12 protein-coding genes are annotated in these 13,876 nt (G+C 69.2%); 11 read left to right on the top strand and 1 reads right to left on the bottom strand.

Annotated features, from left to right (window positions below; genetic code table 11):
• The 8 genes from ligA (at position 1) to AC2W7K_RS11295 (ending at position 9,683) form a co-directional block, all read left to right on the top strand.
• Positions 1-2,163, top strand: a complete 2,163-nt coding sequence (gene ligA, locus AC2W7K_RS11260; protein WP_211978979.1) for an NAD-dependent DNA ligase LigA — start codon at positions 1-3, stop codon at positions 2,161-2,163.
• A 62-nt stretch (positions 2,164-2,225) separates the two neighbouring features.
• On the top strand, positions 2,226-2,699 hold the full coding sequence (locus AC2W7K_RS11265; RefSeq protein WP_211978980.1) for a hypothetical protein: 474 nt from the start codon (positions 2,226-2,228) through the stop codon (positions 2,697-2,699).
• A gap of 13 nt (positions 2,700-2,712) precedes the next feature.
• The gene (locus AC2W7K_RS11270) at positions 2,713-4,830 is read left to right on the top strand and encodes a molybdopterin-dependent oxidoreductase (protein WP_486006194.1); all 2,118 of its coding nucleotides are present in this window, start codon (positions 2,713-2,715) and stop codon (positions 4,828-4,830) included.
• Positions 4,788-5,039: a molybdopterin dinucleotide binding domain-containing protein gene (locus tag AC2W7K_RS11275; RefSeq protein WP_486006205.1), complete on the top strand. Its 252-nt coding sequence runs from the start codon at positions 4,788-4,790 to the stop codon at positions 5,037-5,039. Before AC2W7K_RS11270 ends, AC2W7K_RS11275 begins: the two co-directional genes overlap by 43 nt.
• 141 nt (positions 5,040-5,180) lie before the next feature.
• On the top strand, positions 5,181-5,486 hold the full coding sequence (gatC, locus tag AC2W7K_RS11280; protein WP_137826078.1) for an Asp-tRNA(Asn)/Glu-tRNA(Gln) amidotransferase subunit GatC: 306 nt from the start codon (positions 5,181-5,183) through the stop codon (positions 5,484-5,486).
• The gene (gene gatA / locus AC2W7K_RS11285; RefSeq protein ID WP_211978982.1) at positions 5,486-6,985 is read left to right on the top strand and encodes an Asp-tRNA(Asn)/Glu-tRNA(Gln) amidotransferase subunit GatA; all 1,500 of its coding nucleotides are present in this window, start codon (positions 5,486-5,488) and stop codon (positions 6,983-6,985) included. Before gatC ends, gatA begins: the two co-directional genes overlap by 1 nt.
• Positions 6,982-8,463, top strand: coding sequence for an Asp-tRNA(Asn)/Glu-tRNA(Gln) amidotransferase subunit GatB (gatB, locus tag AC2W7K_RS11290; RefSeq protein WP_211978983.1), 1,482 nt, complete (start codon positions 6,982-6,984; stop codon positions 8,461-8,463). Before gatA ends, gatB begins: the two co-directional genes overlap by 4 nt.
• A 161-nt stretch (positions 8,464-8,624) precedes the next feature.
• Positions 8,625-9,683: a hypothetical protein gene (locus AC2W7K_RS11295; protein ID WP_486006195.1), complete on the top strand. Its 1,059-nt coding sequence runs from the start codon at positions 8,625-8,627 to the stop codon at positions 9,681-9,683.
• 21 nt (positions 9,684-9,704) lie between these two features.
• Here the strand turns inward: AC2W7K_RS11295 and def are convergent, their stop codons facing one another.
• A complete protein-coding gene (gene def / locus AC2W7K_RS11300) occupies positions 9,705-10,277 on the bottom strand; it encodes a peptide deformylase (RefSeq protein WP_211978984.1) in 573 nt (190 codons plus the stop codon).
• 423 nt (positions 10,278-10,700) lie between these two features.
• On the opposite strand from def, the gene cysK reads away from it, so the two are divergent.
• The 3 genes from cysK to AC2W7K_RS11315 all read left to right on the top strand — a co-directional run bounded on the left by cysK (position 10,701) and on the right by AC2W7K_RS11315 (position 13,684).
• The gene (gene cysK, locus AC2W7K_RS11305; protein WP_211978985.1) at positions 10,701-11,630 is read left to right on the top strand and encodes a cysteine synthase A; all 930 of its coding nucleotides are present in this window, start codon (positions 10,701-10,703) and stop codon (positions 11,628-11,630) included.
• Between the two features lie 101 nt (positions 11,631-11,731).
• Positions 11,732-12,397, top strand: coding sequence for a serine O-acetyltransferase EpsC (epsC, locus tag AC2W7K_RS11310; RefSeq protein WP_211978986.1), 666 nt, complete (start codon positions 11,732-11,734; stop codon positions 12,395-12,397).
• A 429-nt stretch (positions 12,398-12,826) separates the two neighbouring features.
• On the top strand, positions 12,827-13,684 hold the full coding sequence (locus tag AC2W7K_RS11315; protein ID WP_211978987.1) for a hypothetical protein: 858 nt from the start codon (positions 12,827-12,829) through the stop codon (positions 13,682-13,684).
• Positions 13,685-13,876: the final 192 nt, after the last annotated feature.

Here is a 13,876-nt window from a genome sequence, read left to right on the forward strand (position 1 = left end):
ATGGACGACACCTTGGACCTGCAGGACGCCGCTGCCCGGGCGAAGGCTCACGCCGCACTCGCCGAGCAGATCGAGTCGCATCGCGCCGCCTACTACAAGGACGACTCGCCGCTCGTCTCCGACGCCGAATACGACGAGCTCTCCCGCCGGCTCGAAGCGCTCGAGGAGAAGTACCCGGAGCTCGTCACCGACTCCTCGCCCACGCAGACCGTCGGCGGATCCGTCGACACGACGACGTTCTCCCCGGTCACGCACATCGGGCGCATGTACAGCCTCGACAACGTCTTCGACTTCGCCGAGCTGCGCGAGTGGTACCACAGGGTCAGCGGCGCGGTGAGCGCTGAGTCGAAGTTCCTCTGCGAACTCAAGATCGACGGACTCGCCGTCAACCTCCTCTACCGGGACGGCGAACTCGTCCGCGCCGCGACCCGCGGCGACGGGCGCATCGGCGAGGACATCACCGCGAACGTCCGGACTATCTCCGACATCCCGCAGCACCTCGACACGGAGTTCCCGCCCGCCGAGGTGGAGATCCGCGGGGAGGTGTTCTTCCCCGTCGAAGCCTTCGCCGAACTCAACGCGCAGCTCGTCGCCGAGGGCAAGCCCCCGTTCGCCAATCCCCGCAACTCCGCCGCCGGATCGCTGCGGCAGAAGGACCCGGCGGTCACGGCGAGCCGTCCGCTGCACATGCTCGTCCACGGCATCGCCGCGTGGACGCCCGCCGACGCCTCGCACCCGGAGCCGAAGGAGCAGTCTGAGGTCTACGAGCAGTTCCGCTCGTGGGGGCTGCCGATCAGCGAGTACTACAAGGTCCTCGAGACCGTCGAGGAGATCGAGGAGTTCATCGCCTACTACGGTGAGCACCGCCACGACGTCTCCCACGAGATCGACGGCATCGTCGTCAAGATCGACGACTTCGCCGTCCAGGAGGCCCTCGGCTACACCTCACGGGCACCGCGCTGGGCGACGGCGTTCAAGTACCCGCCCGAGGAGGTGACGACGAAGCTCCTCGACATCCAGGTGCAAGTGGGACGCACCGGCCGGGTCACGCCGTTCGCGGTGATGGAACCCGTCACCGTCGCCGGCTCCACCGTCGAACGCGCAACGCTGCACAACGGCTACGAAGTCAAGCGCAAGGGCGTGCTCATCGGCGACACCGTCACCCTGCGCAAGGCCGGAGACGTCATCCCCGAGGTGCTCGGCCCCGTCGTCGCCGCCCGCGACGGATCCGAACGCGAATTCGTCATGCCCACGCACTGCCCGTCCTGCGGGACCCTCCTCGGCGAGCAGAAGGAGGGCGACAAGGACGTCCGCTGCCCGAACGCGCAGTCGTGCCCAGCGCAGGTGACGAACCGGATCTTCTACCTCGCCTCCCGGGCCGCCTTCGACATCGAAGCCCTCGGCGAGGAGGCCGCCCTCGCGCTCACCGCGCCCGCCGAACCCGAGACCCCGCCGCTGTCCTCGGAGGCCGGACTCTTCGACCTCACCCCCGACGACCTCGCCGATGTGAAGATCTGGCGCAACAAGCGCGTCAAGGGCGTCGAGACGGGGGAGCGGGAGCTCGTCCCGTACTTCTTCACCCGGGGGACGGCGAAGAAGCCGAGTGCCCCGAGCCAGAACACGAAGAAGCTCTTCGCCGAACTCGACAAGGCCCGCGACCAGGACCTGTGGCGGGTGCTCGTGGCGCTCTCGATCCGCCACGTCGGACCGACTGCCGCGCGGACGCTTGCCGCCCACTTCCACTCCCTCGACGCCATCCGCGAGGCGAGCCTCGAGGAGCTCTCCGCCGTCGACGGGATCGGGGAGACGATCGCGGCGAGCATCCGCGACTGGTTCGCCGTCGACTGGCACCGCGAGATCGTCGACCGGTGGAGCGCCGCCGGAGTCCGGATGGAGGACGAGGTCGGTGAGACCGCGCCGCAGACCCTGGCCGGGCTGACGATCGTCGCCACCGGGTCGCTGAGCACGTTCACCCGCGACGGCATCAAGGAGGCGATCCTCGCCGCCGGCGGCAAAGCTGCGAGTTCCGTGTCGAAGAAGACCGACTACGTCGTCGCCGGGGAGAACGCCGGCTCGAAGCTCGAGAAGGCCGAATCGCTCGGTGTGCCCGTGCTCGACGAAGACGGCTTCCGGACGCTGCTGGCGACCGGGTCCCTTGCCTGAGACCAGGAACGTCTCAGGCGGAGCGGAGAATGGGGACAGAATGGTTTGGCAGAGTGGGAGCCATGAAGGCATTCCCCCGCTTGATCGCCGGCACCGCGGTCGCTCTGGCAGCAGTTCTCACCGCGGCACCTCTGGGAGCGGGTCTCGCCGACTTCGTCCTCAGCCCTGACCACCACACCAAGCGCAGCACGGCGCCGACCGCGGCGGCCGAGTCTCCGCAGGAGCAGGGCGAACCGTGGAGCGGGGGACTGCTCGGCAGCGCCGAGCGCGGTGAGGGACTCGAGAGACCCGAACCGCTCGCGCTCGCCCCGCGCACCGCCGACGCCGCCGTCACGGCCGCGACGTCACCGAACCTCACGCTGGCCGCCGGGACGGGAGGAGAGTCGGTCGAAGCGCGGATCACCGAACTCGCCGCGGACCTCCAGGCAGGGGTGCGCGCCGGCGAGTTCACCCAGGCCGACGCCGACCGCGTCCTCGGCGACATGGCCGGCTACATCCGCGGTGAGAGAACCTGGCCCGAGCGCGTGAGCGTGTGATAGAGAGGACCCCATGAGCACTGTTCCGCACAGTTCGCACTGGGGGTCCTTCACAGCAGTCGTCGACGACGACACCCTCGTCGAGGTGGTTCCACCCGACACCGATGCCCGACCGAGCCGGCTCATCCACGACTTCGCCGACTCCGTCGACTCCGACCTGCGGGTGCGCAGACCCGCCGTGCGACGCTCCTGGCTCACCGCAGTGCGCGCCGAGCGCCAGGGCCGGGGCGAACCCGAGACCCGCCGCACCGATGAGCGCAGAACCGATGAGCGCAGAACCGATCTGCGCGGCGCCGAGCCCTTCGTCGAGATCGACTGGGATGAGGCCCTCGACCTCGTCGCCGGGGAACTCGAGCGCGTGCGCGGCGAGCACGGGAACGCGGCGATCTTCGGCGGGTCCTACGGCTGGGCGAGCGCGGGTCGTTTCCACCACGCGCGCACCCAGCTCCACCGGTTCCTCAACGCCTTCGGCGGACACACCTCGCAGGTCGGCAACTACAGCTTCGGTGCGGCGGCGATGATCCTCCCGCACGTCCTCGGGCCCGCCCAGTTCGCCAACGGTCGGCTCAGCAGCTGGGACGTCGTCTCCGAGCACACCCGGCTGTGGGTGATGTTCGGCGGGATCGCGCTGAAGAACACGCAGCTCGAATCCGGAGGACTCTCCGACCACCCGATCCCCGACCGGCTGCGGGCCACCCACGACAACGGCTGCCGGTTCGTCTCCGTCTCCCCGCTCAGGGACGACGCCCCCGATTTCCTCGATCCGCAGTGGCTGCCGGTGCGACCGAACACGGACACCGCGCTCATGCTCGGACTCGCCCACACGCTGCTGGCCGAGAACCTCCACGACGAGGAGTTCCTCACCACCCGCTGCGTCGGGTGGGAGCGCTTCGGCCCCTACCTCCTCGGTGAGAGCGACGGCATCGCCAAGGACGCGGACTGGGCGGCCGGGATCACCCGGATCCCCGCGGAGACGATCCGCGAACTGGCCCGTGAGATGGCGGGCACGACGACGATGATCTCCGTCGCCTGGTCGCTGCAGCGCGCCGACCACGGGGAGCAGCCGTACTGGGCGGCGCTCGCGCTCGCGGCGATGCTCGGACAGATCGGCCTGCCCGGGGCGGGATTCGGATTCGGGTACGGGGCCGCAGGGACGATGGGCAACTGGCAGTACCCGTTCCCCGCGCCGCGCCTGCCCGTCGGGGAGAACCCGGTGACCGCGCCGATCCCGGCCGCCCGGATCGCCGACATGCTCCTCCACCCCGGTGAGGACTACGAGTTCAACGGCGAGCGGCGGACGTATCCCGACACCCGCCTCGTCTACTGGGCGGGCGGGAACCCCTTCCACCACCATCAGGACCTCAACCGGCTGCGCCGCGGATGGCAGCGGCCGGAGACGATCGTCGTCCACGAACCCTTCTGGACGGCCACGGCCCGGCAGGCCGACATCGTCCTGCCCGCGACGACGACCCTTGAGCGCAACGACCTCGGCGCCGCCTCGGGGGACAAGCGCATCGTCGCCATGCACCGGGCACTGAGTCCCCGCCACGCGGCCCGCGCCGATTGGGACATCTTCTCAGCACTCGCGGCCCGGGTCGGCACGCACGAGTCCTTCACCGCGGGCCGGACCGAGATGGAGTGGATCGCACACCTCTACACGCGCACCCGGCAGGCCGCTGCCGACCACGACATCGCGCTGCCCGACTTCGCCACGTTCTGGGCCGACGGGGGAGTCGACGTCCCGCAGGGCAGCACGGTGCTCCTCGCGGACTTCCGCGCCGACCCGGCAGGCCACCCGCTGTCGACCCCGTCGGGACGGATCGAGCTCTTCTCCGAGACCATCGACGCCTTCGGCTACGACGACTGCCCCGGACACCCCGCGTGGCTGCCCCCGACCGAGTGGCTCGGCGCCGCCGACGCCCCGGCCGGGTCGCTGCATCTCGTGTCCAACCAGCCGGGACAGCGCCTCCACAGCCAGCTCGACACGGGTGGGACGAGCCAGGCGGCGAAGATCGCCGGACGCGAACCCTGCCGCCTCAACCCGCCGACGCCGCAGCCCGCGGCATCGCCGACGGCGACGTCGTCCGCATCGTCAACTCCCGGGGCGCGTGCCTGGCCGGGGCCGCACTGAGCGCGGACATCAGCCCCGGCGTCATCCAGCTCTCCGCAGGAGCCTGGTACGAGGCCGCGGACCCGACCGACCCCGCCTCGCTCGAGATCCACGGCAACCCCAATGTCCTCACGGCTGACCACGGACGTCCCGGCTCGCGCAGGGGCCCGCGGCGCTGTCGACGCTCGTGCGCGTCGAACCGGTCGATGCCGCCGGGCTGCCGCCGGTGACGGTGACGAGTCGACCGCCGGTCTTCGCGGAGTGAGCACAGCCGCCTCGGCGAGGGACGGGTCACGGTCACAGCGTGCCGGTGGGCGCGGGCTGAGACATTAGACTGGAGCGCAGTGTTGAACGACGATGAAAGGCAGGGAATGACGGAGTCCTCCGCAATCACCCCCGAACAGGTGGCGCACTTGGCGTCGCTGTCGCGGATCGCCATGAGCGAAGACGAACTGGCCGCACTCGCCGGCGATCTCTCGACGATCCTCGAGAACGTCGCGCGGGTCAACGAGGTCGTCGGTGACGACGTTCCGGCCACGAGCCACCCGATCGCCCTGTCGAACGTGCTCCGTCCCGACGAGGTCGGTGCGACCCTGACGAGCGAGCAGGCGCTCGCCGCCGCTCCGGCCGCAGCCGACGACAAGTTCCTCGTCCCCCAGATCCTCGGGGAGGAATGATGAGCGAACTCATCGCCAAGAGCGCCCTCGAACTCGCCGCAGGTCTGACATCCGGCGAGTTCTCCTCCGTTGAGGTCACTCGGGCCCACCTCGACCGCATCCGCGACACCGAGGAGGACTTCGGCTCCTTCATCACCGTCACCGACGACCTCGCCCTGGCGACCGCCAAGGACGTCGACGACCGGCGCAGCCGCGGTGAGGACCTCCACGCCCTCGCCGGTGTGCCCGTCGCCCTCAAGGACCTCGTCGTCACCGAGGGCGTGCGCACGACCGCGGCCTCGAAGATCCTCGAGAACTGGGTTCCCCCGTACGAATCGACCGTCCACCTCAAGGTCAGGGCCGCGGGCCTGCCGGTCCTCGGCAAGACGAACCTCGACGAGTTCGCGATGGGCTCGACGACCGAGCACTCGGCCTTCGGCACGACCCGCAACCCGTGGAACCTCGAGCACGTCCCCGGCGGCTCCTCCGGCGGTGCGGCCGCCGCGCTCGCCGGCTTCCAGGCCCCGCTGTCGGTGGGCACCGACACCGGTGGTTCCGTGCGCCAGCCCGCCGCCTTCACCGGCACGGTCGGCGTCAAGCCCACCTACGGGTCGATCTCGCGCTACGGCATCATCGCGATGGCCTCGAGCCTCGACCAGGTCGGCCCGATGGGCCGCAGCGTCGCCGATGCCGCAGCCCTGCACATGTTGCTCGCCGGACACGACCCGCTCGACTCGACCTCGCTGCCCGACCCGGTCGACGACTTCGTCGCGCTCGCGCAGAACGGAACGCTCAAGGGCAAGAAGCTCGGTGTCATCAAGCAGCTCATCGGCGACGGCTACGACGCCGGGGTCCGCGACGCGTTCACCGCAGCCCTCGACGTCGCCGCTGCCGCGGGTGCGGAGATCATCGAGGTCGACGTGCCCTCGATCTCCTACGCGCTCGACGCGTACTACCTCATCATGCCTTCCGAGGTGTCCTCGAACCTCGCCCGCTACGACGGCATGCGCTACGGTCTGCGCGTCGAACCGACCGAGGGACCGGTGACCGCGGAGACCGTCATGGCCGCGACCCGTGCCGCCGGCTTCGGCGCGGAGGTCAAGCGCCGCATCATCCTCGGCACGTACGCGCTCTCGGCCGGATACTACGACGCCTACTACGGGTCGGCGCAGAAGATCCGCACCCTCGTCCAGCGGGACTTCGCGAAGGCCTTCGAATCCGTCGACGTCCTCGTCTCGCCGACGGCCCCGACGACGGCTCTGAAGTTCGGGGCGGAGTCCGCCTCCGACCCGATGGCCCTCTACCTCGGCGACGTCGCGACCCTGCCGGCGAACCTCGCCGGCATCCCGGGCCTCTCCCTGCCCGCCGGCCTCGCCGACGGTCTGCCCGTCGGCTTCCAGGTGCTCGCCCCGGCGCGTGAGGACCGGCGGATGTACGCCGTCGCCGGCCCCCTCGAGGCCGCTCTCGAAGCCGCCGGATCCCGTGTCCTCGACACCCTTGCGGAAGGACTGACCAAGTGAAGTACGAAGAGGCGATCACCAAGTACGATCCGGTCATCGGCATCGAGGTCCACGTCGAGCTCGGCACCGCGACGAAGATGTTCGACGCGGCCCCGAACACCTTCGGCGGCGGACCGAACTCGAACATCACCCCGACCTCGCTCGGTCTGCCCGGCTCCTTGCCCGTCGTCAACGCCAAGGGCGTCGAGTACGCGATCAGGATCGGTCTGGCGCTCGGCTGCGAGATCGCCGAATCCTGCCGTTTCGCCCGGAAGAACTACTTCTACCCGGACGTGCCCAAGGACTTCCAGACGAGCCAGTCCGATGAGCCCATCGCCTCCGAGGGACAGGTCGAGGTCGAACTCGAGGACGGCACCCAGTTCACGATCCCCGTCGAACGCGCCCACATGGAGGAGGACGCGGGCAAGAACACGCACGTGGGCGGGGCGACCGGCCGCATCCACGGAGCCGACCACTCGCTCGTCGACTACAACCGGGCGGGGGTGCCGCTCGTCGAGATCGTCACCCACCCGATCACGGGCACGGGGGAGCGGGCCGCCGAGGTGGCCGCCGCCTACGTCCGGACCCTGCGCGACATCTTCCGCGCCCTCGGCGTTTCCGAGGCGCGGATGGAGCAGGGCAACGTCCGCGCCGACGTCAACGTCTCGCTGCGGGAGAGCCCCGAGGCACCGCTGGGCACCCGCACGGAGACGAAGAACGTCAACTCGTTCCGCTCGATCGAACGCGCCGTGCGCTACGAGATCGCCCGCCAGGCCACGGTCCTCGACGCCGGTGAGAAGGTCGTCCAGGAGACCCGCCACTTCCATGAGGACACCGGTGAGACGACCTCGGGGCGCCTGAAGTCCGACGCCGACGACTACCGGTACTTCCCGGAGCCGGACCTCGTCCCGCTCGTGCCCTCCCGCGACTGGGTCGCCGAGATCAAGGAGTCGCTGCCCGAGCTGCCCGCCCAGAAGCGCCGCCGGCTGACCGCCGAATGGGGCTTCTCCGACCTCGAGATGCGCGACATCGTCAACGCCGGCCTCCTCGAGGCCATCGAGGACACCGTCACCGCCGGGGCGCCTTCGGCTGCCGCCCGGAAATGGTGGACCGGTGAGGTCGCGAGACTCGCCAACCAGCGTGAGATCCACCCGACGGAGCTCGTCACTCCGGCCCAGGTCGCCGGTCTCACGGCTCTGCTCGCCGACGGCAAGCTCAACGACCGGCTGGCGAAGGAGGTCCTCGCCGGAGTCGCGGACGGTGAGGGCGACCCTGCCGAGGTGATGTCGGCCCGCGGTCTCGAGATCGTCGAGGACACCGGTGCGCTCGAGGCCGCCGTCGACGAGGCGATCGCCGGCAACCCCGACGTCGTCGAGAAGATCAGGGGCGGGAAGATGCAGGCCATCGGCGCGCTCATGGGGCCGATCATGAAGGCCACCCGCGGTCAGGCCGACGCCGGCAAGGCCAAGGAGCTCATCCTCGCGAAGATCAACGGCTGAGGCCGAGGCGGACTCAGCGTTGATCCAGCCACACCCTCTAGACTTCTGAGCAAAGGGAACCCCCCGGGGTTCCCGCAGAGAGTCGGAGGGTGTGGCTGTTCGCATTCTCCCCGGAGCGCGCGTCGGCCGCCGAGCCGGCTCGCCCCCTGCTGAGCGTGGAGGTGGACGCAGTGGCACATGCGTGGAAGTCGCTGTGGAAGGACGAATGCGGCAGAACCGTGCCGATCTACCGGGTGCTCGTGCCCGACAGCGTGAATGAGGAGATCCTCACCGCCTGGAAGGCCCGCGGCTACCGGTACACGGCCGGCGCCCCGAGCGCGATCATGCTCACCGGCGCGATGCGCCGGAACTTCTTCCGCACCTCCGCGGTGTTCAAGGGCGGAACCGCCACCGGTGCCGCCGTGACCACGGGCTTCGCCGCTCCCGGCGGCATTGCGCTGCTCGCCGGGTACCTCGATGCCGCCCTGACCTTCGGCGTCCTCGGTGGGGCCACGGCCGTGGGCACCGGCGTCTTCGCCGCCGTGACGGGACCGAAGTACCTGCGCGATCCCCGTCGCCTCAATCGCCGCAACCGGCAGCGCGCGGCCCACGCCGAGTGGCTGACACCGGCGAGCCTCGGCTTCCAGCCCGGCCGGAAGGAGGGACGCGACACCGATGAGCAGCGTCTCTTCCATCTCGCCGTCACCATCGCCCGCAAGATCGTGCGCACCCGCGCCTGGACGCATCCGTTCCTCACCGACCACGTCTCCCGCGTCGACCTCGACCACGCCGTGGCGTCGATCGGCGTGCGGCTGCGCGAGCTCGTCCGCCTCCGCGAGGAGATCGAGAGCATCAAGGACTCGGGCACGGCGAAGACCGTCGATGCGTACCTGACGAAGCTCGCCGTCGCGTTCACCTCGATGGCCAATCGCGTCGTGTCGATGCACGACTACTATCTGCGGCTGCTCGAGCTCGACCAGCAGCTCGTGCTGCTCCACAACTCCGAGCGCTCGCGGGAGCTCGGCGACCGAGTCCTCGACGTCCTCTCCCGCACCGCCGCCGACGATTCCGCCGACTGGCAGTTCCGGGAGCTGCGTATCGACGCGGACTCCCAGGCCGAGGTCGTCTCCGGTCTCCTCACCGAACTCGAGGAGACCGCCGACACCTTCGACGACTTCGACACCCGCCTGGCCGCGGCGCAGAAGTCGCTCGAGACCGGAGACGGCGCGCCCGCACAGTGAGCAGGCTGCTGGCCTGAGCGGTCAGTGGCCGAACGGATCGGGGTCGACTCCCGGCATCCATGACCGTCCCGGTTCGTCGTACCCGGCGGCGGTCTGCTCCTTCTTCCACTTCTTCGCCCAGCGCTTGTCGAGCCTGTCGACGTAGAGGGTGCCCTGGAGGTGGTCGAACTCGTGCTGCATGACGCGGGCGAACCAGCCCTCGGCGTTGAGCGAGACGGGCTCGCCCGCCTCGTCGACTCCGGTGACCGTGACCCGGTCGGCGCGCTTGAGCGGGTAGTCGAGGCTCGGCACCGACAGGCATCCTTCGGTGTCCTCGGCAGGGTCGGGGCGACCGTCGGGCACCCGGGAGGCGACGAGTCGGGGGTTGACGAAGGTGCCGCGACGACGCACCCCGGCGTCATCCTCGGCGTGGTAGACGAAGATCCGCAGGCCCACGCCGATCTGCGGTGCGGCGAGACCGACCCCGTTGCTCGCATCGAGGGTCTCGTGCATGTCGGCGACGAGTGTCCTAAGGGCGTCATCGAACTCCGTGACGGGGTCGGCAGGGCGGTGGAGCACGGGTTCGCCGTAGATGACGATGGGATGAACGGTCATGGTCTCCATCGTATCGAGTGCGGCCGGAGTCAGCGGGGTGCCGAGCACGAGAGCTTCGTCATCCGCAGACTCCCTGAGTTGTCTCAGAATTCGCGCTGAGGTTGCCTGCGCGCGGCGCTGCTCGGTCGACGGGCGAGGGGCCCGCGCGAGCCCACTGCGCCTGTAATTGCTCAGCGGTTATCGGCGCATCACTGGGTTCCCGAACGCTCAGGCATGTTCGTCCTCGCGTGGTGCCAGGCTATTCATCCCGTGCGTCGGAATGTGACGCAGGATTTCGCCCCCAGCGAACACTGATTGTTGAGCAACCTGTGAGGAGGCGATCGCCGGGGCCGCGTGGTTAAGATGGGCGTGTGACGTCTCGTTCCACGAGATGACAGCCGCAGCCGAGGCTCGACTGCCCACGGACATCTGGAAGGACATGACTTGACCATCTACAGCAACGTCTCCGAACTCGTCGGTCGCACCCCGCTCATCCGCCTCAACAAGGCCAGCGAGCGCACCGGGGCCGAGATCATCGCGAAGCTCGAATCCTACAATCCGGCGAACTCGGTCAAGGACCGCATCGGCGTGGCGATGATCGACGCCGCCGAGGCGTCCGGTCAGCTCCAGCCCGGCGGCACGATCGTCGAAGCGACCTCGGGCAACACCGGCATCGCCCTGGCCATGGTCGGGGCCTCCCGCGGCTACAAGGTCGTCCTCACGATGCCCGAGTCGATGTCGAAGGAGCGCCGCGCCCTGCTGCGCGCCTTCGGCGCCGAACTCGTCCTCACCGACAAGGCCCTGGGTATGAAGGGCGCGGTCGAGAAGGCCGAGGAGATCGCCGCCGACGGCGCGGTGCTCGTGCGTCAGTTCGAGAACGAGGCGAATGCCGCCATCCACAAGGCGACGACCGGTCCTGAGATCCTCGCCGACACCGATGGCGACATCGACGTCTTCGTCTCCGGCATCGGCACCGGCGGCACGATCTCCGGTGCGGGAGCCGCCCTGCGCGAGGCGAAGCCCGACGTCCGCATCGTCGCCGTCGAGCCCTCGGCGTCGCCGCTGCTCACCGAGGGCAAGGCCGGTCCGCACACAATCCAGGGCATCGGCGCCAACTTCGTCCCGGCGATCCTCGACACCGAGATCTACGACGAGGTCATCGACATCGACAACGATGCCGCCTTCGATCGGGCCCGTGAACTCGCGAAGGAGGAGGGCCTGCTCGTCGGCATCTCCTCCGGTGCCGCGCTCGTCGCCGCCGAACAGGTCGCCTCGCGGCCGGAGTTCGCCGGCAAGCGCATCGTCGTCATCCTTCCCGACTTCGGCGAGCGCTACCTCTCAACGCCGCTCTTCTCCCAGTACCTCGACGACTGAGGGAGACGACAGCACGGGATCGCTCAAGGGGCGTCGGTCACCGGCGCCCCTTGAGCACTCTTTGAGGGGATGAGAAGCACGCGGGATGAGGAGATGAGGACATGAAGGCACTGTGGGCGGCGGCGGCCGCAGCGGCGGGTGCGGCGGCATACGGTCTGACGAGGCCCACGGTCCGGGCCGCGCTGCGGGAGGACCTCGACACCGTCAAGCGCCGTGACCCGGCGGCCTCGAGTGACGTCGTCTCGATGCTCTCCTACCCGGGCCTCCACGCGATCTGGGCGCACAGGGGGCTGCACCGGATGTGGCAGCACGATGAGCTCAAAGTCCCCGCGCGGCTCCTCTCCCAGGTCGTGCGCACCCTCACCGGGGTCGAGATCCACCCCGGGGCGACGATCGGCAGGCGCTTCTTCATCGACCACGCCAACGGCGTCGTCATCGGCGAGACCTCGGACATCGGCGACGACGTCATGCTCTACCACCAGGTCACCCTCGGCGGCACGTCGATGGAGAAGACGAAGCGGCACCCCACGATCGGCAACCACGTCCTCGTCGGCGCCGGTGCGAAGATCCTCGGACCCGTCGTCGTCGGCGACAACTCCTCGGTCGGGGCGAACGCCGTCGTCGTCAAAGACGTCCCCGCCGAATCGAGCGCGGTCGGCATCCCCGCCACGGTGCGCCCCAAGCGCACCGGTGCCGCTCCGGCACCGGAGCCGCAGGAGACGGCGGACGCCGACTTCGAGCTCTTCGACCCCGCCATCTGGATCTGACCGAGGGTCACTGCTGGGTCTGCGCCCCACCTCGGCGAGGATCGGTCAACCCGACAGAGTCATCGCCGAGGTGGATCCCGCTCGATTCCCGGCCGGATCTCGAGCGGAATCCACCTCGGTAGCGTTGCTCCGGGTAGCTCTCGACCTTCCACCGTGCAGTCATCACGGCGGGGTCGGGTCGGGATCACGGCGCATCGTCGATCCCTCTCCACTGCACGGGGTGGTTACGGACCACTGTGACTCATGCTCATTTCGCTGTGGATGAGAATTCTCCATCCACAGGCCTCTCACTGGGGCTGGCGCTCATCGGGCGGCCCCACCGATGCTGTCCGTATGTGGACCTCGTTGAACGAATCAGTGCGGTTTCGGAAGGCCCCCACGCCCTTCATGATGGGATCGCCGCAGCAGCGTGGAGTCTCGCGGTACGCGGTGGGCACCAAGGGACGGTACATCCAGATCTTCCGCGGTGTGTGGATCGATGTCGAGGACGAGACGGAGATCCCCGCGCCGCTCTGGGCCGATGAGGACTGGCTCGTGACTCTGGTCAGGCTGCGTGGACTGCGGCTGCTCCACCCCGGCGTCGCCGGCAGCCACGCGACTGCCGCGCAGCTGTACGGACTGCCCATGCCCCACCGCCTCCGCGACAAGGCGATTCACGTATCGAGCGGCTCGCGGGGTCTGAAAATCGAGCGGCCGGGAGTGATCCTGCACCGCTCGATGTTCCATGAGGCCGATGACATACCGCTGCTCGAACTGCCGCTGGTGAGCATTCCGCTTCTCGTCGTGCAGCTGGCGCCGTCGCTGAGCACAGAGGAATTGGTGCAGCTGGGTGATGCGGCGATCGGTCGACAGGCCGGCGGCCCCTACATCGGCATTGAGGAGCTGAGCACGAGGATCCTCGAGCGTCCCCGTGTCACGGAGCGGCGCAGAATCGAGCGGGCGCTGTCACTGATGCGCCCGACGGTCGAGTCCCCGCGCGAGACGTGGCTGCGACTGTGGCTGATCGGCGAGGGCTTCCCGGAACCGGCAGTCCATCCGCCGCTGCGCAGCACCATCGGAGACTGTCTGCTGCATCCGGATCTCGGCTATCCCGACCTCAGGATCGCCATCGAATACGAGGGCGACCAGCATCGCACCTCGGAGGCGCGGTTCGCTGCCGACATCCGGCGCCGCGAACTCATGGAAGCCGAGGGGTGGATCGTTCTGCGCGTGACGAAGAGGACCGACATGACTGCCTTCGCACGGACCCTGGCAGCCCACTTGGGCCGCCGAGGTGCGTCCATCTGACGAAGGAGACTGCCTGCGGAGGTGGATCCCGCTCGATTCCTGGCCCGAATTCGAGCTGGATCCACCTCGGAGACGCATTCCGGGGTTCGCTCGGCGGGCAGAATCTCATCGACCCCGAGCCCGCCGGAATCCTGATTCCTCCCCACTGAGAACGCGCTCGCCAGGCGCGGGAATACATCCGGAACCTTGACT

Source organism: Brevibacterium sp. LAARM2_SD2 (assembly GCF_057364785.1).

Excerpts from the sequence above, each read along its gene's own strand:
- ligA (WP_211978979.1), top strand. The coding sequence starts at position 1 with ATGGACGACACCTTGGACCTGCAGGACGCCGCTGCCCGGGCGAAGGCT.
- AC2W7K_RS11265 (WP_211978980.1), top strand. The coding sequence starts at position 2,226 with ATGAAGGCATTCCCCCGCTTGATCGCCGGCACCGCGGTCGCTCTGGCA.
- AC2W7K_RS11270 (WP_486006194.1), top strand. The coding sequence starts at position 2,713 with ATGAGCACTGTTCCGCACAGTTCGCACTGGGGGTCCTTCACAGCAGTC.
- gatC (WP_137826078.1), top strand. The coding sequence starts at position 5,181 with ATGACGGAGTCCTCCGCAATCACCCCCGAACAGGTGGCGCACTTGGCG.
- gatA (WP_211978982.1), top strand. The coding sequence starts at position 5,486 with ATGAGCGAACTCATCGCCAAGAGCGCCCTCGAACTCGCCGCAGGTCTG.
- def (WP_211978984.1), bottom strand. The coding sequence starts at position 10,277 with ATGACCGTTCATCCCATCGTCATCTACGGCGAACCCGTGCTCCACCGC.
- epsC (WP_211978986.1), top strand. The coding sequence starts at position 11,732 with ATGAAGGCACTGTGGGCGGCGGCGGCCGCAGCGGCGGGTGCGGCGGCA.